General features: G+C 40.4%; 23 protein-coding genes and 2 pseudogenes. 5 read left to right on the top strand and 20 right to left on the bottom strand.

Features of this window, described 5'->3' with window-relative positions; all coding sequences use genetic code 11:
• Positions 1-87 precede the first annotated feature (87 nt).
• The 11 genes and pseudogenes from MTT29_RS05415 to MTT29_RS05365 form a co-directional block, all read right to left on the bottom strand.
• Positions 88-213 (bottom strand): annotated as a pseudogene (locus MTT29_RS05415) (integrase); the annotation flags it as partial.
• Between the two features lie 52 nt (positions 214-265).
• Positions 266-1126 carry an AMIN domain-containing protein gene (locus MTT29_RS05410; RefSeq protein ID WP_103647789.1) on the bottom strand — a complete coding sequence of 287 codons (861 nt, stop codon included), beginning with the start codon at positions 1124-1126 and terminating at the stop codon, positions 266-268.
• Positions 1127-1131: 5 nt separating this feature from the next.
• A complete protein-coding gene (locus tag MTT29_RS05405) occupies positions 1132-1314 on the bottom strand; it encodes a hypothetical protein (RefSeq protein ID WP_180385140.1) in 183 nt (60 codons plus the stop codon).
• A 104-nt stretch (positions 1315-1418) separates the two neighbouring features.
• Positions 1419-2669, bottom strand: coding sequence for a phosphopyruvate hydratase (gene eno / locus MTT29_RS05400; protein ID WP_002940828.1), 1251 nt, complete (start codon positions 2667-2669; stop codon positions 1419-1421).
• Positions 2669-3766 carry a recombinase RecA gene (gene recA, locus MTT29_RS05395; protein WP_072595361.1) on the bottom strand — a complete coding sequence of 366 codons (1098 nt, stop codon included), beginning with the start codon at positions 3764-3766 and terminating at the stop codon, positions 2669-2671. Before recA ends, eno begins: the two co-directional genes overlap by 1 nt.
• A 62-nt stretch (positions 3767-3828) precedes the next feature.
• Positions 3829-4317, bottom strand: a complete 489-nt coding sequence (locus MTT29_RS05390; protein WP_429799994.1) for a hypothetical protein — start codon at positions 4315-4317, stop codon at positions 3829-3831.
• Positions 4318-4325: 8 nt separating this feature from the next.
• On the bottom strand, positions 4326-5123 hold the full coding sequence (locus MTT29_RS05385) for a UDP-N-acetylmuramate dehydrogenase (protein WP_429799993.1): 798 nt from the start codon (positions 5121-5123) through the stop codon (positions 4326-4328).
• Entirely contained in the window at positions 5120-5389 is a 270-nt protein-coding gene (gene fliQ / locus MTT29_RS05380) for a flagellar biosynthesis protein FliQ (RefSeq protein ID WP_223154231.1), read from the bottom strand. The genes MTT29_RS05385 and fliQ overlap by 4 nt, the downstream gene beginning before the upstream one ends.
• Positions 5386-6201, bottom strand: a complete 816-nt coding sequence (locus MTT29_RS05375) for a menaquinone biosynthesis family protein (protein WP_429800461.1) — start codon at positions 6199-6201, stop codon at positions 5386-5388. Before MTT29_RS05375 ends, fliQ begins: the two co-directional genes overlap by 4 nt.
• Positions 6202-6313: 112 nt before the next feature.
• On the bottom strand, positions 6314-6811 hold the full coding sequence (locus tag MTT29_RS05370) for a hypothetical protein (protein ID WP_429799992.1): 498 nt from the start codon (positions 6809-6811) through the stop codon (positions 6314-6316).
• An 8-nt stretch (positions 6812-6819) separates the two neighbouring features.
• A complete protein-coding gene (locus MTT29_RS05365) occupies positions 6820-7908 on the bottom strand; it encodes a nicotinate phosphoribosyltransferase (RefSeq protein WP_429799991.1) in 1089 nt (362 codons plus the stop codon).
• A 100-nt stretch (positions 7909-8008) separates the two neighbouring features.
• Here MTT29_RS05365 and MTT29_RS05360 point away from each other — a divergent pair.
• The 3 genes and pseudogenes from MTT29_RS05360 to MTT29_RS05350 form a co-directional block, all read left to right on the top strand.
• Positions 8009-8206 (top strand): annotated as a pseudogene (locus MTT29_RS05360) (molybdate ABC transporter permease subunit); the annotation flags it as partial.
• Positions 8207-8317: 111 nt separating this feature from the next.
• Positions 8318-8770, top strand: a complete 453-nt coding sequence (gene accB, locus MTT29_RS05355) for an acetyl-CoA carboxylase biotin carboxyl carrier protein (RefSeq protein ID WP_429799990.1) — start codon at positions 8318-8320, stop codon at positions 8768-8770.
• Positions 8770-10101 (top strand): acetyl-CoA carboxylase biotin carboxylase subunit, encoded by a 1332-nt coding sequence (locus tag MTT29_RS05350; protein ID WP_004317853.1) that lies wholly within the window; start codon positions 8770-8772, stop codon positions 10099-10101. Before accB ends, MTT29_RS05350 begins: the two co-directional genes overlap by 1 nt.
• A gap of 157 nt (positions 10102-10258) precedes the next feature.
• Here MTT29_RS05350 and MTT29_RS05345 read toward each other — a convergent pair whose 3' ends face one another.
• The 8 genes from MTT29_RS05345 to MTT29_RS05310 form a co-directional block, all read right to left on the bottom strand.
• Complete coding sequence (locus MTT29_RS05345) at positions 10259-10810, bottom strand: DUF2393 family protein (RefSeq protein WP_429800460.1); 552 nt, start codon at positions 10808-10810, stop codon at positions 10259-10261.
• Positions 10810-11340, bottom strand: a complete 531-nt coding sequence (locus MTT29_RS05340) for a DUF2393 family protein (RefSeq protein WP_429799989.1) — start codon at positions 11338-11340, stop codon at positions 10810-10812. The genes MTT29_RS05345 and MTT29_RS05340 overlap by 1 nt, the downstream gene beginning before the upstream one ends.
• The gene (gene hisIE, locus MTT29_RS05335) at positions 11330-12064 is read right to left on the bottom strand and encodes a bifunctional phosphoribosyl-AMP cyclohydrolase/phosphoribosyl-ATP diphosphatase HisIE (RefSeq protein ID WP_429799988.1); all 735 of its coding nucleotides are present in this window, start codon (positions 12062-12064) and stop codon (positions 11330-11332) included. Before hisIE ends, MTT29_RS05340 begins: the two co-directional genes overlap by 11 nt.
• A 2-nt stretch (positions 12065-12066) precedes the next feature.
• Positions 12067-13179 carry a prohibitin family protein gene (locus MTT29_RS05330; protein ID WP_004317857.1) on the bottom strand — a complete coding sequence of 371 codons (1113 nt, stop codon included), beginning with the start codon at positions 13177-13179 and terminating at the stop codon, positions 12067-12069.
• A gap of 16 nt (positions 13180-13195) precedes the next feature.
• A complete protein-coding gene (locus tag MTT29_RS05325) occupies positions 13196-14110 on the bottom strand; it encodes a branched-chain amino acid transaminase (protein ID WP_002939975.1) in 915 nt (304 codons plus the stop codon).
• 100 nt (positions 14111-14210) lie between these two features.
• Complete coding sequence (locus tag MTT29_RS05320) at positions 14211-14852, bottom strand: thiol:disulfide interchange protein DsbA/DsbL (protein ID WP_429799987.1); 642 nt, start codon at positions 14850-14852, stop codon at positions 14211-14213.
• 9 nt (positions 14853-14861) lie between these two features.
• Complete coding sequence (gene bcp, locus MTT29_RS05315) at positions 14862-15359, bottom strand: thioredoxin-dependent thiol peroxidase (RefSeq protein ID WP_103636272.1); 498 nt, start codon at positions 15357-15359, stop codon at positions 14862-14864.
• Positions 15356-15559 carry a tautomerase family protein gene (locus tag MTT29_RS05310; RefSeq protein ID WP_103636273.1) on the bottom strand — a complete coding sequence of 68 codons (204 nt, stop codon included), beginning with the start codon at positions 15557-15559 and terminating at the stop codon, positions 15356-15358. Before MTT29_RS05310 ends, bcp begins: the two co-directional genes overlap by 4 nt.
• Before the next feature lie 113 nt (positions 15560-15672).
• Between MTT29_RS05310 and MTT29_RS05305 the strand changes: the two genes are divergently transcribed.
• Positions 15673-16077, top strand: coding sequence for a hypothetical protein (locus MTT29_RS05305; RefSeq protein ID WP_103636274.1), 405 nt, complete (start codon positions 15673-15675; stop codon positions 16075-16077).
• Here MTT29_RS05305 and MTT29_RS05300 read toward each other — a convergent pair.
• Positions 16074-19394, bottom strand: coding sequence for a DUF748 domain-containing protein (locus MTT29_RS05300; protein ID WP_429800459.1), 3321 nt, complete (start codon positions 19392-19394; stop codon positions 16074-16076). The two genes, MTT29_RS05305 and MTT29_RS05300, sit on opposite strands and share 4 nt — an antisense overlap.
• 175 nt (positions 19395-19569) lie before the next feature.
• Here MTT29_RS05300 and MTT29_RS05295 point away from each other — a divergent pair, with 175 nt between their 5' ends.
• Positions 19570-21102 carry an ABC transporter substrate-binding protein gene (locus MTT29_RS05295; RefSeq protein ID WP_429799986.1) on the top strand — a complete coding sequence of 511 codons (1533 nt, stop codon included), beginning with the start codon at positions 19570-19572 and terminating at the stop codon, positions 21100-21102.
• Positions 21103-21113 lie beyond the last annotated feature (11 nt).

The raw sequence follows: 21113 nt of genomic DNA, 5'->3' as shown, positions 1-21113 counted from the left end.
ATAGGGCTTCATAGTTAAATTTAATGTTTTAAATTTTGCATAGGTTAAATTTAGTATTGCTAGTTTGCTTTGGCTTTGAGCGCTCTCATTTGCCAAGTCTTCAGTCACTTTTGCAGCGAGTTTTAGCTTATCACTATCAAAGTGTGTGTAAATTCGCGAGGTGTTTAGGCTTGCATGCCCAAGGGCTTCTTGCACTAGTGTTAAGCTTTTTTCTGATTACGACCAAGAGAAATTTAAAAGTTAGGCTTAAATTTAAATATAAAAACTATAAAAGCTTAAGCACATATCCATTTTCAACGGCTTCAAGCCTATATTTATGCATCTTATCAAGCTCTAAAACCACTCTGAAATACTTGTCATGCCAGCCGATTATTACGTTTTTAAAATTTTCATTTTCAAGCTTTAAATTTCTAGTTTTAAAGCTTCTTGGAGGTTTTGCAAAGTCAAGCACGATCTTGTTTTTTTCATATGCAAAGTGCTTTAAATTTTTAGCCTTTGTGATGATATTTAGCTCTTTTTCATGTGTTAAAAAGCTCACAAATCCTAAAAATTTAACCTCTTTTTCACTGCTTTTTGTCTCTTGAACAGGCTTTGAGGCTGGCTCAATTTTTACTTCGACTACTTTTTGCTCAGGCTTAGCTGACTCTTTTACTTTTTTTGTGCCAAGGTCGATCACCACGACGTTTGGAGTTGGTACATCTGAGCTTTTATTTCTATCTTTGTTTGAAATTTTAGTCTCATTTTTTTCTATTATCACCGGCGTGCTAACCTTTTGAGCTGGCACTTCTGCCATCGTGACTGAGACATCTAGTTTTTTAGCTGCGACTGGTTCTGGATTTTTCATCTTGCTTAGGGCAAATTCGTCGTTCCAGTCGATAGTTTTGTTTATATCGGTTAGTTTTTTTTCTTTTATGCTGCCGTCATTTGCTCTGTATCTTATGGTGACATCAAGCAAAAGCATCGCATCGCTTGGAAATTTAAACGAGAGCGAGTTGAAACTGTCATATTTTTCTACGACATTTGTCGTCATAACGCTTGTGTTTAGCTCGCTAATAGGCATAAATGGGTTTTCTCTGGCGCATAAGCTCGCCGTCAAGATAGATAAAACTAACCAAATTTTCTTCATCGTTCCTACTTTTTATTAGAGTCTGGCTCAAGGCCTTGTAGTTCAAAATAATCTTTTTGCAGACGTGCGTTTAATTTTTTCAAAATTTCCACGTCTTCGCTAAGCCTCTCTTTTTTGCTCTGAAGGCTTAGCATCACATCAAGTGAGCGTTTGCCAAACATCATGTTACCTACGTAAAATGCAAACATAGCCACGCAAATGGTGGCTATGACGTAGCGTAATGTCGGCCGAACAAATTTTATGATTTTATGAAATATGCCATCTTCTTTGCCATATTCATCTAAAATTTCGCTCAAATATTATCCCCTAAAAACTCACCCGCCTCAAGCTCGATCTCAAGCAAGCGGTTGTATTTTGCGTTGCGCTCGCTTCTTGAAGTGGCACCTGTCTTTATCTCGCCAGTGTTTAGTGCGACTGCGAAGTCAGCGATAAACGCATCTTCGCTCTCGCCACTTCTGTGGCTCATGATGCAGCGGTAGCCGTTTCTTTGAGCAAGGCGGACAGTTTGCATAGTTTGCGTGACTGAGCCTATTTGATTTGGCTTGATTAGGATCGCATTTGCGATGTTTTTCTCGATGCCTTCGCGTAAAATTTTCTCATTTGTAACAAATAGATCGTCGCCAACTAGCTGCACCTTGCTGCCAAGCCTTTTTGTAAGCTCAGCCCAGCCGCTCCAGTCATCCTCGCTAAGACCATCTTCGATAGAAAATATCGGATATTTTTCGCAAAGTTTTTCATAGTAGCTAATGAGCTCGTCGCTGCTAAATTTCTTGCCCTCAAGCTCGTATTTGCCGTCTTTATAAAGCTCGCTTGAAGCAACGTCAAGGGCAAGTTTTATCTGGCTGCCTAGCTCATATCCAGCCTCTTTTACAGCTTGTGAGATTAGTTTTAGTGGCTCTTCGTTGTCTTTTAAATTTGGAGCAAAACCGCCCTCGTCGCCGACAGCCGTGCTGTGGCCAGCTGCGTTTAGGATAGATTTTAGCTTGTGGTAAATTTCAGTTGCAGCTCTTAGCGCCTCGCTAAATGTGCTAAAGCCAAATGGCATGATCATAAATTCTTGAAAATCAACGCTATTATTTGCGTGTGCGCCGCCATTTATGATGTTAAACATCGGCACAGGCAAGATGCTAGCGTTTGCACCGCCAAGGTAGCGGTATAGCGGGATATTTAGGCTCTTTGCAGCTGCGCGAGCTACTGCCATAGATACGCCAAGGACCGCGTTTGCGCCTAAATTTGAGTAGTTGTGCGTGCCATCAAGCTCAAGCATCTCCGCATCGACTGCCTTTTGGTTGTAGGCATCAAGGCCTATCACCGCTTCAGCGATCTTTTCATTTACGTTTGAAACAGCCTTTAAAACGCCCTTGCCAGCATATCTCTCGTCTTTGTCACGAAGCTCGAGTGCTTCACGCTTGCCAGTGCTTGCACCGCTTGGTACGATCGCGCTTGCCTCGGTGCCGTCGCTTAGCCTAACTGTCGCACGAACTGTTGGGTTGCCTCTACTGTCTAAAACCTCGTGAGCTTCTACATCTTCAATAAATACCATTATTCATCTCCTGCTTCGTTTGTGTCGTCGTCTTCGTCTTTTGTGCCGCTGCTTATTAGGTGGTCTATGCCCATTGAGCCTTTTATCGCCGCTACTATCTCATCAGAAATTTCTGGGTGCTCTTTTAGGTAGGCTTTGGCGTTTTCTCTGCCTTGACCTAGTTTTTCGGCCTTGTAGCTAAACCACGCGCCTGATTTGTCGATGATGTCTAGTTTTACACCATAGTCGATGATCTCGCCCTCTTTGCTCACACCCTCGCCAAACATGATGTCAAATTCAGCCACTTTAAATGGAGGCGCGACCTTGTTTTTAACGACTTTTGCTTTTGTGCGATTGCCGATAGGCTCGTCATTTTGTTTAAGTGTGGCTATCTTTCTTACATCGATCCTTACGGATGAGTAAAATTTAAGTGCATTACCGCCAGTTGTGGTCTCTGGAGTGCCATATCCCATCATGCCGATCTTCATACGAATTTGGTTGATGAAGATAACAGTTGTCTTCATCTTGCTTAAAATTCCAGTTAGCTTTCTAAGCGCCTGGCTCATAAGCCTTGCTTGCAGGCCCACGTGCTGATCGCCCATATCGCCGTCTATCTCACTCTTTGGAGTAAGGGCAGCGACGCTATCAACTACGATAAGATCGATCGCACCGCTTCTTGCAAGCGTCTCAACGATCTCAAGTGCCTGCTCGCCAAAATCTGGCTGAGAGACGTAAAGGTTGTCGGTATTTACGCCTAAATTTGAAGCGTATTTTACGTCTAGTGCGTGTTCTGCATCGACAAATGCACAAATTCCGCCAGCCTTTTGCGCTTCAGCGATGATGTGAAGTGTGAGTGTGGTCTTACCAGAGCTTTCTGGTCCATAGATCTCAATGATCCTGCCTTTTGGGACGCCACCTATGCCAAGAGCTAGGTCAAGTCCTAGCGAGCCAGTCGGTATCGACTCGATCGCCTCAACCTCTTTGTCGCCAAGTCTTAAAAGCGTGCCTTTGCCAAAAGCTTTATCTATCTGCTTTAGCGCAAGCTCAAGCGCCTTTTTCTTGTCCGCTTCGCTCTCTGGGATAGCTATCTTTTTGTCACTATCTTTTTCTTTTGCCATTTTTTACCTTATAGTTGAAATTTGGCTTGATTTTATCTAAAAAGAGATGAATTTTACTTGATTTACTCGCAAATTATAATATTTTCGCCAAGCAGCGCAGCGCTATCAATGAGAGCAAAAAGGTGCTCTTTTTCAAACAAAAATCCATAAATTTGATCTTCGCTTTTTAGTATCGCTAGCTTTAGTGGCTCTATAAGCGAGCTGGCACAAAGGTTTAAAAAAGCTTCATCGATATGATTTTGCGAAATTTTGGGTTTGGTTTTGAAATTTTCATCTTTTATAAAAGAGATAAATTCCTCTTGTGAAGTGGATTTATTAAATTTAAAAATTAGTTTTTCTTTTAAGGCCTGCGCTAAAATTTCATCAAATTTAACTAGGTCGATGTAGTTTTGCACACCTAAAATTTGAGCAAAATTTAGTAGATTTTTATCATAATCAGCCATATTTTTCTCATGCTCGCTTTGTGCCTTTTTAGCCCTATAAACGGCATAAAAACCAATGATCATAAACAAAAATGAAAGTGTTAAAACTTCTGCTAAAAACTCACTCATCACTATCCTTATAAAATGCAAACTTCAGTCTTAAGCTCTACGCCAAATTTCTCTAAAACTCTAGCCTTTGCTAAATTTATAAGATTTGTGGCGTCTTCAAAGCTTGCGTGGTTAAAATTTATCAAAAAATTTGCGTGCTCTTCGCTAAATTTCGCTCCGCCTATCGCGTACCCCTTTAGCCCAACTGCCTCAAGCAGCGCCCCTGCAAAGTGCCCCTCTGGATTAACAAAGCAGCTGCCAAAGCTAGCTCCTTTTGGTTGGTTTGCTCTTTTTGCGCTTATGGCTTTAGATATGCTCGCGTCAAAGCCACTTTGAAGCTCAAATTTAGCCTCCAAAATAGCCTCATCTATACCGCTGTGACGGTAGCTAAAGCTTATCTCATCTTTGCTCACCCAGCCACGAGCCAGACGTACATGCGTGAGGTTGTCGCTTATGCTAAATTTAAGCAGCCCAGCGTTCATTTTGATAAGTCCGCCAAGCGTGCCTGGGATATTTTTTAAAAACTCAAGGTGAGCTATGTTGTTTTGTTTGCAGAAGTTGTAAATTTTGGCTGATTTTGTCGCAGCACCTATCTCAAGGCAAATTTTTTCATCACAAATTTTTAAATTTATATAGTCAAAGCTCTTGCCAAGCATCGCCATTTTTGGGGGATTTGGCGAGATAAGAAGGTTGTTGCCCCCACCTATCATCACAGACCCTAAAAACTCGGCCGAATTTAGATCTTCAAGGCTATCAACCTCAAAAATTTCATGCACGCCGCCTATCCTAACTGAGGTAAATTTAGAAAAATCAACAAGCCTCGTCACTGGATAAATTCCGGTATAAAATCAAGCATGCGAGTGGTAAATTCAACCATCATCGAGATCATCCAAGGCATTAAAAATATGATGACAACGACGACTAGCAAAATTTTTGGCACGAAGCTTAGCGTGGTTTCGTTTATCTGCGTGGTCGCTTGAAAAATGGAGATGATAAGACCTGCTATTAGGCCGCTTAGCAGCATCGGAAGGCTGATATAAAGGGCGATTTTAAAGGTTTCAACTCCAAGTGAGACAAGCGTACTTTGCATCAGCTAAACCTTACTTCGTTGTATTCAGTTGGGATTAGATAGTCGTTTACGTCGATTGGCTTTTCAAAAAAGCCTTTGTCATAGCCTATTTGATAGAGCTTATTTAGCGCTTTTAACTGCGTTTCGTTCATACTTATTGACTCGTCATTTGCGTATAAATTTAGATACGCTTTAAGCTCCTCTTTGCCAACTCTGATGAGATTTCGCTCCATTAGCATGTGAGATAAAAATGGCTTGTGCGAAGTGGCGATCCTAACAGCCTCGCTAAGCACTCTTTCGCATTCAATCGCGTCGGTTATGGGCAGACTTCGTCTAAGCGCCATGCCACCAAGTGGAAGTGGTAAATTTTCGCCGTTTAGCTCGCTCCAGATGTCCCAAATTTCACGCTCGACGCAGAGCTGGTCTGAGAAATTTAAGATACTTTCATGTATGAGCACGCCAGCATCGACTTCGCCGCTAAGCACGGCATTTTCGATCTCAAGAAAATTTTTATAAACAATCCTTGCCTCTGGGTAGGCTATGCGAAATAGCAGGGCGTTTGTCGTGTTTTTGCCAGAGAGTGCGACCTTGAAATTTCTCTTTAGCTGCTTATCTTTTAGCTTGATAAGCTTTGGTCCGTATCCTTTGCCAAAGCTCACCGCACAGCGTAAAAGCGCAAATTCATCGCAAATTTTTGGATAGAGCGCAAAGCTGATCGCCGTTGCCTCGTAAGTGCCCTTTAGCGCCTCCTCGTTTAGTGTCTCAATATCTAGCGCCTTTGATGTGAAGGCTAAATTTTTACTGCTAACCCAGCCAAATTTGACCGCGGCATACATGAAAATATCGTCAGCGTCCGGCGAGTGAGCGACGTTTATGGTTTTTAGATTATGCAAAGGTGATCCTTTTTTTGATTACGCCATTTTAATGAAATTTATTTAAAATAAAGTTTTAAGGGTGGTTTTGAAACGATTTTACCAGCTTTGCCTCTTTGAAATTTAGCACGTATTTCACGTCTATGGCGTCTTTAGCCCCTTTTCTTCGCGCAAGTATCGTTGAGTAAAACGGATGTTTGAGTTCTAGCATCTTAAGCAGTTTTTGATCGCTATCTTCTTTTTTTATATTTTCAACGATTATTGTCGTTATAAATTTGCCTTCAAACTCGTAAAATGGCCAGACAATCACGCCAGCGTCACTTGTTTTAAAGTCCGTGATTTTAGATTTTTTAGGGATATTTAGCATGGAGATGATCTTTTTGCGTGAGCTGTCCGCATTTTGCACCGAGATCACCTTTACAAGCAGGTCTTTTTTGACCCCTATGCCATTTTGGCTAAAGCGATAAACTCCGTCTTCAACTATGCCAACCTTTTCAAAGGCATTAGCGTAGTTTACCGCGGAGCAGGCGGTCAGCAAAAGCGCTAGAAACGTTAAAATTTTTATAAATTTCATCCTCGCTCCTAAAATTTCACTCTTTTTAGTCTATCTGAAGCGTAATTTTTCCTGCCAAATTTGGCTTCATTTTTGCCGTTTAGCTCGACTAGATCGCCTGTAAAGCCACAAATATCATTTTTAACAAGATAGCTTCCAACGCCATAAATATCAACTGGGGTGTTAAATTTCTCAAATTCGCTCATTTTTTGCGGATTAAAACCTGAGCTAACGACGATTTTGACGTGCTTAAAGCCAGCTTTGTCAAGTGCCTCTCTTAGGGCAAATATAAGCTCCTTGCAAACGCCATGCGGGTCAAATTTGCTCGTATCTTTGTCCTCAAAATACCTATCTATCAAATTTTTACTAGTATCAACTCTGACCGCGCCAAGCCTCTCTTTTAGGGCATTTGCTGCCTTTAGTGCGTCTGTGATCACGTCGTTGTTGTAATCAACTAGTGCTGTGATCTGCTCGTTTTCAAAGGTTTTAGCGTAAATTTGGCAAGCTTTCACCACGTCGCCGCCGCACATTTGAATGAGTGCGTGAGGCATGGTGCCACCACCTTTTAGTTCTGTAAGCTCGCCCTGAGCGTCTGTGGCGACTTTTTTGATGCCGCCGATAAATGAGGCATATCCGTCGCCTGGCTGCGTGCAGATGTCATCTTGCCTGTCTGCCATGCTAAAGACGTCCTTGCCATTTGCCGCTCTTATCACGTCTCTAGAGTTTGTTGCCACGCAGCTTCTTCTAGTAAGTGTTGCGTCGATGACGTTTTCTAAAAAGCCGAAATTTTCATACTTGCCGCTTATCTTTAAAACTGGTTCGTTTGCGTTTATGATATCGCCGTCATCAAGCGCGTAAATTTCAAGCTCGCTTGAGTTTTTGGCAAATTTATTGACTATCGTTAAAACCTCGTCGATACCGCAAAGCACGATATCATCACGCCTTTGGAAAAACTGCATCGTCACGTGCTGATCTGGCAGGTTTTGCTTAATTATCTCATTTACTTTTAGAAAGTATTTCGCCGTGAAATAGCCCTCGCCGATCCTAGGATCTAGCCTAAAAGTCTTATCTGTTAGCCTCTCTATCTTGCCTTGCATCTTTAGCTCAAGTTCGTTCATGTCTATCCTTTTGTTTTTGCGAGATTATACCATTTTAGCGAAATTTGGCGCAGGCAAAAGAGCTAGTTAATTTATACAAAAAGCAATCTTTATGCCTCAAAAAAGCGTGGCAGCAGCCTTTATCCTAGCGCTCTTGCGAGGGCTTGGCAAGGTTGGTATAACGCTCATTTTAGGTGGCAATATCATAGGCAAAACAGACACCATCTCGCTTGCTATCTATAACGCAGTCTATGACGGCAGAAACGATCAGGCACTCGATTTAAGCCTTGTTTTGGTTATGCTTAGTTTTGGGTTATAAATTTGCTAGAAAAAAGTAGGATTTAGCATAAAATTTATGCTAGCTAAAAATTAAATTTATTTAAATTTCGCTACAATTAGGGGCTTATATAAAAATTTAGGAGAATTTTCTATGAAAAAAGAAGATATAAAAGAGCTTATCGAATTTTTTAATGATATGGAAATGAATCATATCAAGATAAAAAGTGGTGATTTTGAAGTCGAGCTAGAGAAATTTGCAGATTATTGCGCGCCTGCGAAGCCAGTGGCACAAGCAGCAGCTCCAACGCCAACACCGGTAAATGTTGTCGTTAGCTCAGAGGTAAAACCAGCTGCAAATTCGCCAAAAGATAGCATAAAATCTCCTATGGTAGGTACTTTCTACGCTGCTCCAAGCCCAGGCGCTGCTCCATTTGTAAAAGCGGGCCAAAGAGTGAGAAAGGGCGATGTAGTGGGCATCATCGAAGCTATGAAGATCATGAACGAGATCGAGGCTGAGTTTGACTGCCAGATCACTGAGATGCTAGTCTCTGACGGACAGCCAGTTGAGTTTGGATTGCCGTTATTTGGCGTGGAGAAAAATTAATGGAATTAAAAAGAATTTTAATCGCAAACCGCGGTGAAATCGCTCTTCGTGCTTTGCGAACGATAAAGGAGATGGGTAAAGAAGCCGTTGTAGTTTATTCAACCGCTGACAAAGATGCGCTTTACGTAAAATACGCCGATGTGGCCATTTGCATCGGTAAAGAGCGCTCAAGTGACAGCTACCTAAATATCCCAGCTATCATAAGCGCAGCTGAGATCAGCGAAGCAGACGCTATCTTCCCAGGTTATGGCTTTTTAAGTGAAAATCAAAATTTTGTTGAAATTTGCTCACATCACAAGATCAAATTTATAGGACCAAGCGTTGCTGCGATGGCTTTAATGAGTGATAAGAGCAAGGCAAAACAGGTCATGCAAAGAGCCGGCGTGCCAGTCATTCCAGGCTCAGACGGCGCTGTGGCTGATACAAAAGCTGCAAAAGAGCTAGCCAAAAAGATCGGCTATCCTGTCATCTTAAAAGCTGCGGCAGGCGGCGGCGGACGCGGTATGCGCGTGGTTGAAAAAGAGGCTGATTTAGAAAAAGCATTTTGGTCGGCTGAGAGCGAGGCGATGAGCGCATTTGGCGATGGCACGATGTATATGGAAAAATATATCCTAAATCCACGTCACATCGAGGTTCAAATCATCGGTGATAGCCACGGCAACGTGCTTCACATAGGCGAGCGCGACTGCTCTATGCAGCGTCGCCACCAAAAGCTGATTGAAGAGAGCCCAGCTATCTTACTTGATGAAAAAACAAGAGAGAGGCTACATGAAACTGCCATAAAAGCGGCAAAAGCGATCGGCTACGAGGGAGCAGGTACGTTTGAGTTTTTGGTTGATAAAAATTTAGACTTTTACTTCATTGAGATGAACACAAGGCTTCAAGTCGAGCACACAGTAAGCGAAATGGTAAGTGGGCTTGATATCATCGAGCTTATGATAAAAGTGGCCGAGGGTGAAAAGCTACCGTCACAAAAGAGCATCGAGCTAAAAGGCCATGCGATCGAGTGCAGGATCACAGCTGAGGATCCAAACACCTTCACTCCGTGCCCTGGCAAGATCACAAAATATGTCTGCCCAGGCGGCCGCAACGTGAGAATGGATAGCCACATCTACCAAGACTACTCTATACCGCCGTATTATGACAGCATGATCGGCAAGCTCGTTGTTTGGGACACTGATAGAAATAGAGCCATTCATAAGATGAAAGTTGCTCTTGATCAGCTCATAATAAGCGGCATAAAAACAACAAAAGATTTTCACATCGCCATGATGGAAAACAAAGACTTTTTAAGCAACAACTACGATACAAACTATCTTTCAAGACATTAAAACTAAATTTTAAACCATTGCCTTTTGGCTTTGGTTTAAAATTTTTTATTTTATATATAAGCCAAATTTTTAGGTATTAAACTTTTTAAATTTAAGAGAAATTTAGCCAGTTTGTAACTACAAAATGTAATAAATACTAAAAATTTATCTAAATTTATTAGTAGCAACTAAGTTTTGTGATATTCATACCATTTTTAAAATATGGCGGATAGGGCATAGTTACGGTAAATGGCACCGCTTTTTGCTTTGGTAAATTTTGAGCTACGTCAAATTTATATGCCACAGTGTTTGGTCTCTCGTCCTCATCGCCTCCAAAAACCCATGAGAAAAATGAGAGCCCGCTTGGTTTAAATAGCGCTTCGCCACCAAGATCGTTTTTATTTAGCGGCTGATTAATAAGCTTAATTGTAAGAGTGCATTTGCTAATGGTAAATTTGCCGACATTTCTTACTTGACCTCGAAAGACGATGCTTTCATTTCTTAACACTCGCTCGCTTTTTACGCCCTCGACTATGCCTTTTTTGGTGTATTTATCAAGAACTAGCATCAAAAAAATGGCAAGCGTGGTTGAGACCAAAATATTTGTAAAAAGCAGTGATAAAAATAGCTTTCGCTCAGCTCTAAATGAGAGCACAAGAAATAAAATAGAAAGTAGTGCGATCGCGAAAAGCACGATGATATGAACGATGGTAAAGTAGGCTGAACTCATCAAAAACACTCCGCTTTTTTGGTGATATTGTAGTCAATGAAGGCAAAGTCATTGACAAATTCTCTTATCTGCTTGCTCTGCTTTGGCAAAAGCGCTTCATTTAAAATGATACGTTTTTTAGCAAAAGGGTTTAGTGAATTTAGAAAATTTCTCGTGCTTTGCTTTGAGCCAAGGTAGAAGCCAAGCTCGATTTTGCAAACGTTTAATGTGTAGTTTGAATTATTTGTGATGTTAAAATCAACCATCAACGCATCGACATATTGAAGCTGTTTTGTGTTTATTTTGCTTATGCTAACTGGTCTTAGATTTTCATTTATATATTTATTTGCGTAGTAGTTGCCTGCAAAAAGTCCCAAAAAACCAGCTAGGATAAATAAAAATCCTATCTGCCACCATGATTTTATCGCGACGAAAATTCCTAAAAGCACGATAAATATAAAGGCCAAAAATACCCAACCATAGGCTAGAAAGTCGATAAGTTTGGCATTTTGAAGTATAAAAAATATGTTGTGCTTGATGCTATTTAACATCTCGCGATCTTTTTTCTTCGATGCCACTCATGCCAAAACGCCTTGCAAGCTCGTTTTTGACGGCATCTGGATGTATGTTGTGGGCTGAAAGCGCCACAAGTGCGTGAAAGCAAAGATCGGCTGCTTCATAGATGAGGTCATTTTTTGCTTTTTGCTCATCTTGTTTTGTCTGCTTGGCAAAACTAAGCTCTTTTGCTGCCATGACAAGCTCTGTAGCCTCCTCGCCAACTTTTTTTAGAATTTCATTTTCACCCTTTTTGAAAAGGCTCGCCACGTATGAAGTTTGTGGATCAGCATTTAATTTTCTATCTTCTATAACGTGATAAAGCTCGTCAATGACGCCGTAACTTGGCTTTTTAACCTCGCTTTTTTGATCAGAAATTTCTAAATTTTCTAAATTTATCTCGTTAAAAAAGCAAGATCTTGCCCCAGTGTGACAAGCAGCGCCTCCATTTTGAACGACTTTTAAAAGCAAAGTGTCGTTGTCGCAGTCTAAAAACGCAGCCTTGATCTCTTGTGTGTTACCACTCTCTTCGCCTTTTTTCCAAATTCTATTTTTAGTGCGTGAAAAGTAGTGAGCGTAGCGGCTAGATAGAGTTAAGTTTAGTGCTTCTTCATTCATATAAGCAAGCATCAAAACCTCGTTTGTAGCGTGATCGCAAACCACCACTGGGAGCAATCCACCAACCTTTTGCCAGTCTATACTTTTTGCTACGCTATTCATTTTTACCTTTCGCTAACTGAGCTAGCTTTTGCCCTATCTTTTGCATCTAGCCAGATATTTGGCACAGCTCCACCAGGTGTTAAGAAAATTTTGGCATCTTTATTCTCTTTAAGAGCGTCGTTAAATCTATTTTGCGTCTCGATCTGTTTTAAATTTAATAAATTTTGATCGACACTTTTTGCGATCTCTTTGTTTGCATACGCAGTCGCATCAGCCTCGATCTTGATAGCATCTGCCTTACCTTTTGCCTCGATGATAGCAGCTTTTGCACTACCTTCTGCAAGGGCAGCTTGTTTTAGAGCCTCTTGATTTGCCCGCTCGACCTCGTATTTTGTCCTCTCAGCCTCTTGTTTAGCGATCTGGACGCGCTCGATCTGCTCTTTTACCTTTGAAGGTAAGATGATCTCACGAAGCTGCACTGTTAGAAGCTCGACTGGCTTGTTTGGCTGAGAGTCGATGTCTTTTCTTATACCCTCATCGATCTGTCTAGCAAGGTCATTTCTTTTAGTTGGTAGCTCTTCGGCTGTATATTTACCAGCAATGCTGCGAACCACGTCACGCACGACAGGATCAACGATCTTGCTCTCCCAGCTAAGACCCCAAGATGCGATAGTTTGTGGTGCATTTTCTGGATTTAGGCGGTACTGCACGGTTATATCGATGCTAACTGGTAAATTTCTAGCGTCCAAAACCGAGATCGAATTTTTGCGTAAAATTCCAGCTCCCTGATAAGACTTTTGCAAGCTCTCGCCCATGTCCTCGCCTGAAGTGTAGTTGATGATCCTAACTCTAGTATCAACTACAATGATATTTTGGATAAATGGCAAAAAGAAGTGAAATCCTGGTTGTAAAGGATTTGGCTCATATTTACCCGCTGTGGCTTTGATACCGACCTCGCCTGAGTGTATCACTTTAAATGGCTGAGTGATAGCAAGGATCGCGATAATGGCGATTATGATGTAGGCTAGCGCACCAAATTTGCCAAAGCCGCTTGGTATATTTGGCATTTTAAAATCCTTTTTAAAAGGTGGCTCTTTGTCATTATTTTGACCTGAGCCTCTGTTATCATTACCTGGCTTTTTTTTGTTGAAATAATCATTTAAATCAGCGGGCATTTCATTCCTTTAAATCTTAAATATATGTTAAAAATGATTCGTATTTTTTGTTTAGACCATAAACTACGTCAAAGTAAGCTTTTTGTAGTCTCTTTGTCACTTCGCCTCTAGCGCCGTTGCCGATGATGCGATTATCTATGCTATTTATCGGCGTTACTTCAGCTGCAGTGCCTGTGAAAAATGCCTCGTCAGCTGTGTATGCCTGATCTCTTGTGATGCGCTCTCTTCTTACTTCGATGTCAAGATCGTGAGCAAGTCTTATGACTGTATCTTGAGTAATGCTAAGTAGGCTGTTGTCATTTGGTGGAGTGATCAATGCGCCATTTTCAACGATGAAGAAGCACTCGCCTGGGCCCTCAGCTACAAAGCCCTCGCTATCAAGAAGTAGCGCTTCGTCGTATCCAGCCTCTTTTGCTTCGTAGTTTGCCATTTGAGAGCTTAGGTAGTTTGAGCTAGCTTTTGCTCTGTTCATTTGAGCAGCAGGAGCTAGTTTGGCAAAGCTTGAAATTTTAACTCTGATGCCTTTTTCTAGGCCCTCATCGCCAAGGTAAGCACCCCACTCCCATGAAGCGATAGCAGTTTGAACCGGTGCTTTTGTGTGCGCTACGCCCATCACGCCGTATCCTAAAAAGATAAGTGGGCGGATATAGACGTTGCTGTTATATTTATTTGCGCGAAGTAGCTCGATCTGCGCTTTTTCAAGCTCTTCTTCTGTGTAAGGCACATTTAAAACGGTCATTTTTGCTGATCTTAAAAGTCTTTTTGTGTGGTCTTTGAGTCTAAAAATAGCTAGACCTTTTTTTGTTTTATAAGCTCTTGTGCCCTCAAATACAGCGTTAGCGTAGTGCAAAGAGTGAGTTAGAACGTGTACTTTAGCATCGTCCCATTTTACTAGTTTTCCATCCATCCAGATGAATTCTGAAGCGTTCATAATTAAACCTTTCTTTTTTAGAAATTTGATCCGAGTTTATCTAAAATTGCTTTAAATTTACATTTCTAAGCCCAAAATGTCCGTAAATTTTAGGCTAAAGTTACTTATCTAAAAGCTCTTTTATCGTCTTTGCCATCTCATCGATCGACGAAGCTGCGCTTAAATTTATCAGATACTTTCCGCTTACCACAAAGGCTGGCACACCGCTGATGCTTGCTACATCATAAGAGGCAAACCACTCGTTTAAAAGCTCTTTTGCACGCTCTGAGTTTAGCGCTTTTTCGTATTCGTCTTTACTCACGTGAGCCGCATTTAGCGCTAGATCTATAAATCTTTGCTTGTCTTTGCCGTCATTAAAGTCATCTTTTTCATCGTGCCTTGCTTTGTAGATCGCAAATTTAGCTTGCTTAAATTTAGACTCATCACTTAGCAGATCAGTCCCATTTGCCTCATCTATCGATATAAAAGCGGCGAAAATTTTACTTGTTGTCTCGCCAAGCTTGCCTTTGGTGCTTAGGTGATATGGGATAAATTTGACCCCATCAAGCTTTGACGTCAGCTTTCTTGTGATCGTTCGGTCAAATTTATAGCAGTGAGGGCAGTCGTAGCTAAAGACCTTAACGACTGAGTTTTTAGGCACGTTAAGCGGTTTTGCTAGAGTTTGATACTCCACACCTTCAGTCAGTGCTGATAAATTTAGCGTAAAAAACGCACTTAAAATTAGCATTTTTATAAGCTTCATTTTTGCTCCTTACTTCACCAGATCAGCTAGCACTTTTGCGGCGTGGTCTTTGGCTTTTACGCTTTTATAAATTTTAGCTATCTTGCCGTCTTTACCGATCACAAAGGTGCTTCTTACGATGCCAAGATACTCTTTGCCGTAGTTTTTCTTGACCTGCCAAACGCCATAGAGCTTTGAAATTTCCTTATCCTCATCGCTTAGCAAGATGTGCTTTAAATTTTGCTTTGCGATAAAGCCAACGTGAGACTTCACGCTATCTGGGCTAACGCCGATGATAATGGTGTCATTTTTGATGAACTGATCGTAGTTTGCGCTAAATTCGCAAGCCTCAGTTGTGCAGCCTGGAGTGTTGTCCTTTGGGTAGAAGTAAAGCACCACGTTTTTGCCTACAAAGTCCTTTAGCGCAACCTTTACGCCGTCTTGATTTAGCGCTTCAAACTCTGGCGCCTTGTCGCCAACCTCAAGTGTTATCTTTCTTTCTAAGTCCGCTTTACTAAATTCGCTCATTTTATCCCCTTTCTCTTATCTTCTACGCTCTCGCCTGCTACGCCGATATTGCCAGCATCGTGAGTTTCTAAAAATATCATAACCGCCTCTTTTTTCTTGCCAAGCACCCTCGCAAGCGTCTCGGTTACTTCTTTAAAAACTTGATCTTTTTGCTCTTTTGTAGGCTCTGGGCCTGCTATTTTGATATTAACATAAGGCATTTTTGCTCCTTTTTTAAGATGCAAAATATTAGCCAAAATGAGTGAAATTTCAGATTAAAGCCGTTATTTAAGAATTTGGCATTAAAATAAGCAAACTTCCAAAAGGAGCGAAAATGGATTATAACAGGCAAAATAAGGGCTTTGTTTGCTTTATGTATGGCTTTGGACGAAGCAGGGCGGTTTATGCAGTTTTGATGATAGTAATGGCACTTTTAGCTGGTTTTTTAACACTTACTTCAAACGCTCAAGCTGACTTTTCAAATTTGCAAATAGCCCTTGGCATCATACTTTGTGGCCTTTTGCTGATCTTTGTAAATCCTAAAATTTTCATCATCAAGCTAATTGGCTACTTAATCGCTTTAGCTGGCGTTATGATCGCCCTTCACAACGCAAATTTGCTGGGAGCTGATTTTAATTTATACTTTTACGCAAGCCTTATTTTTGGGGCATTTATGATGCTTATGCTTCTTAGCTGGTTTGTCTATAATGCAAGAAGCAGCGAAATAAATGAAATTTAGTTCGCCACTCCCATTAGCACGCTTGTGTAGGTGTTTTGCTTAGGCTCTGAGCTTGTTGCATCGTTTATATTTATGCGGCTAGCCTCAAGCCCAGCTTTTATAAGTGCTTCTTTTACCGCATTTGCACGTTCATTTGCAAGCTCTACTAGCTTTTCTTTATCGACCTCGATGCCCTTTAGCGCCTCTTCTCTTAAGGCTTTTTCGCTTCTATCTTTTAAATTTGGCACAAGCTCATTTAAAACCGCAATGTAGTCTTTGCCGCTTGAAGCGATGATTTGATTGATCTTTTGATCTAGTTTTTTGTTTTTATAAAAGCTCTCATCGAGTTTTGAGTATGTTGGTGTTATGCTAAGCTTCATTTTAGGTTTTGAGCCAGTTAGCTTTATAAAATCAGCTATTTTAGGCGCTTCTGAGCTTATAAGCTCGCTACTTCCAGCAAGAAAATCAATAGAGCTAAGATCTTTGTTGCCAAGTCCTAGGGCGTTGCCTAAAAATCTAAATGGAGCTAGCGTGATGTCAGCAAAGAGCTTTTTTACTGCAGCCCAGATGACGCCGCCATATTTAAAGTCAGGATCGTCTAAATTTCCCTCAACTGGCAGGTCGATGTTTATTTGATTATTTTGGTCGCTAAGTATCGATATGGCAAGGGATAGCGGTAAATTTACAGCATCTTTTGACTCAACCTTCTCTCCAAGTGTAAGAGAGTCAAAATTTATAAAATTTGAGCCATTTAGTTTTGAGTCGGTGACGCTATAGTTTAGGTTTAAATTTAGCTTGCCTTTTTTGATCTTATAGCCTACAAACTGCCCGCTATAAGGTGTCACGTTAACTAGATCGATATCTTTAAAGTCAAGCTTTATATCGGTATTTTGCTTTAGCTCAAACGGAAAGAGTTTTGCAGTGATCTGAGCAAAGCCATTTTTGCCAACCACACCTTGAAACTCGCCTGAGCTTGGGCGCTTTTTATCAATGTCGGTGAGCTTGCCATTTAGCTTTGAGATCGTTGTGGCAAATGGCATAAATAGCGATGCATCCGAGAAATCAACCTCACCATTTTTTAGAGAGAAATTTTTAACGCTAAATTTTAGCTCGTCCTCTTTTTTGCTAGCCACTTTTTTGCTCTCAGGTTTTGCCTCAGTTTTAGCTTTATTTTTATCCTCTTTTACGATCTGAGATAGGTTAAATTTACGCTCTTTGCTTAGATGAGCCTTGATAAATGGCGAATTTAAGCTCACTCCGCTTATAGTAAGGTCGTTTTTGGCAAATGAAATTTTTTCAAGATCAAGGCTTTTAAAGGCGACCAGTTTTTCAGCTTTTTTGCCATTTAGCCTTATATCTTTTATGCTAACTTTTGCGTCTGCTTTGATATCTTTTGCGTAGCTTATCTCAGCGCTACTCTCAAGCTGTCCGCTAGCTAGATCGGCCTCTAAAAAGGGCTTTGCATAGGCAAAATACTTTGGTAAATTTGTATCATTTAGCTTGATCTTCGCACTCACATCAAGTGGCTCGATCTTTATCTTGGACTCAACATCCAAATTTAGCTTTTGTGAGCTCTTCATCGCCACTTTTGCGTCAAATGGCTTGCTAAAATCACTACTTAAATTTGCTACTTTTACAAAAAGATTATCAAATTTATGAGCGATCTTCTCGCCTTCAAAAAGATGCGTCAAAGCGATATCTGCGTTATTTACACTTATATTTTTTACATCAAATTTAAACTCATTTTCTTTGCTTTTTGAAGCGCTTTTATTTTCAGCCTTTTTCTCTACTTTTTTAGTGTGTTTTGCTACCTTTGTAGCTTTTGCGCTCTGCTCGCCAAATCCTAGCTCACTTACAGCACTTAGACCATTGTCGTTTAGTTCTGAAGTAAATTTAGGCTTATTAACATCGACGCTAGCGATATTTAGAGCCATTTTTAAAAGATCAAAGCTTATGCTCTTTATCGCCATGTCAGCGACGCTTGCTATATCTTTATTTTTTGCTTTAAGTTCTATGTTTTTTATGCTTAGCTCATCAAGGCTCGCAAGGCTTTTGTTGCCATCCATTGTAAAGCTTGTATTTGTCACGCCAGCGCTTGCTACATTTGCATTTGCACTTTTGCTAAGCGGCGCATTGATGCCGTTTAGTGCTATTTTTTCAAGCGTTAGAGCGGTTTTGTTATTTACTAAATTTAGATTTAAATTTGAAGCATTTATATCTTTTAAATTTGCTAAATTTCTATCTGCTTCATCTATTTTAAGAGCGTTTGCGCCTACGCTTTTTAGCTTGGCTGTGGCGTTTAGCTCGCTCTTTTCATTTAAATTTGCAAGCAGCGAGATCTCATTTAAATTTAGTGATTTTACGCTCGCAGCGATAGCACTTTTAAAAGAGATGTCATTTAAATTTACAGCGCTTAAATTTAGCGCAGCCTCCGTTTTATCCGCTATCTTACTATCAAGGTCAAATTTTGGAAGCTCTAGCTCGCCAAGGCTAAGCTCGTTTGCGCCTTCATCTAAACTTAGTCCTTTTACATTTAAAAAGCCATCTTTTAAATTTATCTTAGTTGCGTTCTCATCGGCATTTAAAGCGTAGTTTATCTTTAAGCTTATAATGGCATTTTTGAGATTTAATGTGTCATTATCGATAAAACTTATCGCAACTGGCTTTATGCTAAAGTCTTTTATGCTGACATTGCCCTCTATTTTTAGTGGATTTAGCTTGATATCGCCATTTAGATCGATCTTGTGCGCTAGGCTTGAGTTTGAGTCAAATATGTGACTACCTGCGCTATTTTTCTTCGTATTTAGCGAGCTAAGCTCGTAGTTTATATCATCAAAGCTTACGTTAAACGGCTTTGTTAAATTTTGATCACTATATGAAAATGAGCCTTTGATGATCTTGGCGCTATTTAGGGCAAAATTTATCGAGCTAGTGCTGTTATCCTCGCTGCTAGCGTTGCCTTCGCCTATGAAGTTACTAAAGTTAAAGTTCGCATCTTTTGCCCTTGTGATCTTCACGCTTGGCTCATTAAGTCTAAAAATATCAACTTCTACGAGCTTTTTAAAGATAGAAAATGGCTTTAGTTTTACGTCTATTTGTTTTGTGCTAAAAAGCGGAGAAGTGGTGTTTAGCTCGGCATTTGTAGCGTTTAGCTCGAAGGTAAAGGGATTAAATTTAGCATCACTTACAAAAAGTGTTGCGTTGTAGTCTTTTAGGTATTTTGGCGCGATATTTTTGATAGCATAAGGCAGACCAAAAAAGCCAAGAAGCGTGTAGATAAGCAAAAGTGAAACTACGCAGATGCCAGTGATCAGGGCTATTTTTTTCTTTTTATCCATTGTGAAATTTACCTTTTTGTCAGCTAAAATGAGCCCTGATTTTACTTTAAAAAAGGTTAAAAGATAGTTAGAAATTTCAATTTTTCTATACATTGAATTTACATTTATCTTAATAATACTTTTATGCATTTCGTATTACCATTCGTCAAATATTTTTTAAACAAAGGAGCGAGTGATGAAGAGATTTTTGGCTTTATTGTTTTTGTTGTTTTCTGCCTTTGCTTATGCAAATGAAAATGCTGTTGTGGTCGCTATCGAGGAGCAAACACCTCGTATAAATCCACTCTACGACGAGGATCACGATCCTACGCTTTCGCTGGTTTTCTCTGGTCTTACTAGCCACGATGAAAATAGCCATGTGGTGCCAGAGCTTGCTAAGTCTTGGCAGGTGAGTGAAGATGGCTTGGAGTATGTTTTTGAGCTAAGAGATGATGCTTTTTGGCATGACGGGGTGAAATTTAGCGCAAAGGACGTTAAATTTACCATCGAAGCGGCTCAAGATAAGAAGCTAAACGCGCCTGCTATCTCAAACTATGAAGTCGTAAAAAGCGTTGAAATTTTAGGCGATTATAAGGTAAAGATCACGCTTAGTGAGCCTTTTCCGCCGTTTTTAGATGCGCTTAGTTTTGGCGTTTTGCCTGAGCACATTTTAAAGGGCAAAGATATCGCAACTGATAAATTTAACGACGCTCCTATCGGCACTGGCGCATACAAGCTTGTAAAATGGAAAAAAGATGAGAGTTTGGAGTTTGTGGCAAATGATAAATTCTATAAAGGCGAGCCAAAGATAAAAAGGCTATTTTTAAAGATCGTTGGCGATGAAAATTTAAGGCTCGTTGGGCTTAAAAGCGGTGAGATCGACGTTGCGCTCATCTCTCCAACTGGTGTAAATTTTATAAAAGATGATAAAAAATTAAGCCTGCTTAAGTTTAAAAGTGCGGACTACAGAGCTTTGATGTTTAACTTTAATGATCCTCTTTTTCAAGATAAAAATGTAAGGATAGCCCTAAACTACGCGGTCAATAAAGATGAGATAGTTAAAAAACTATTTCACGGATATGCAAGCGTAGCGAACAATCCGATAGAAAAAAGCTTTGCAAATGATGAGGAGTTTAAATTTAGCTACGATCCGCAAAAGGCTAGGGAGCTACTTGAAAAAAGCGGCTTTAAGAAAAACAAGGCTGGTTTTTTTGAGAAAGACGGCAAAGAGCTTGCCTTTGACATCTACGCTTTTAATAACGACATCTTAAGGGTCAATCTAGCTAAAATTTTAAGCAGCGAGTTTGAGAAATTTGGCGTAAGAGCCAAAGCCTATGCAAAGCCAAAAACAGCCTTTAGCATAAGCAAGGTAGATAGCTTTGTGATCGGCTGGGGCAGCCCATTTGATCCAGACTTTCACACATATAGAATTTTTGGCGGATTTGCCGACATCGATGTCAATGAAAATGGCTGGAATTTTAGTCACTACAAGGACGCAAACGTCGATCTTGCCCTAAAAAACGCGAGATATACAAAGGACGTGGAGCTTAGGAAAAAATACTACAAAGAATTTCTAAAAGCACTTTTTGAAAATCCACCTTACATTTTTATAGCCTATCTTGACTATCCGCTCGTTTTTAACAACAAAATTTCAGGCATAAAGACGCAAATTTTAGGCCACCATGGGGCTGGATTTTTATGGAACATAAGAGAGTGGCAAGTAAAATAGTGGATAAAAAC

The sequence above is a fragment of the Campylobacter concisus genome, from assembly GCF_050447485.1.
In the GTDB taxonomy this organism is placed as follows: Bacteria; Campylobacterota; Campylobacteria; order Campylobacterales; family Campylobacteraceae; genus Campylobacter_A; species Campylobacter_A concisus_BQ.
This window is presented reverse-complemented; position numbering and strand designations above follow the sequence as displayed.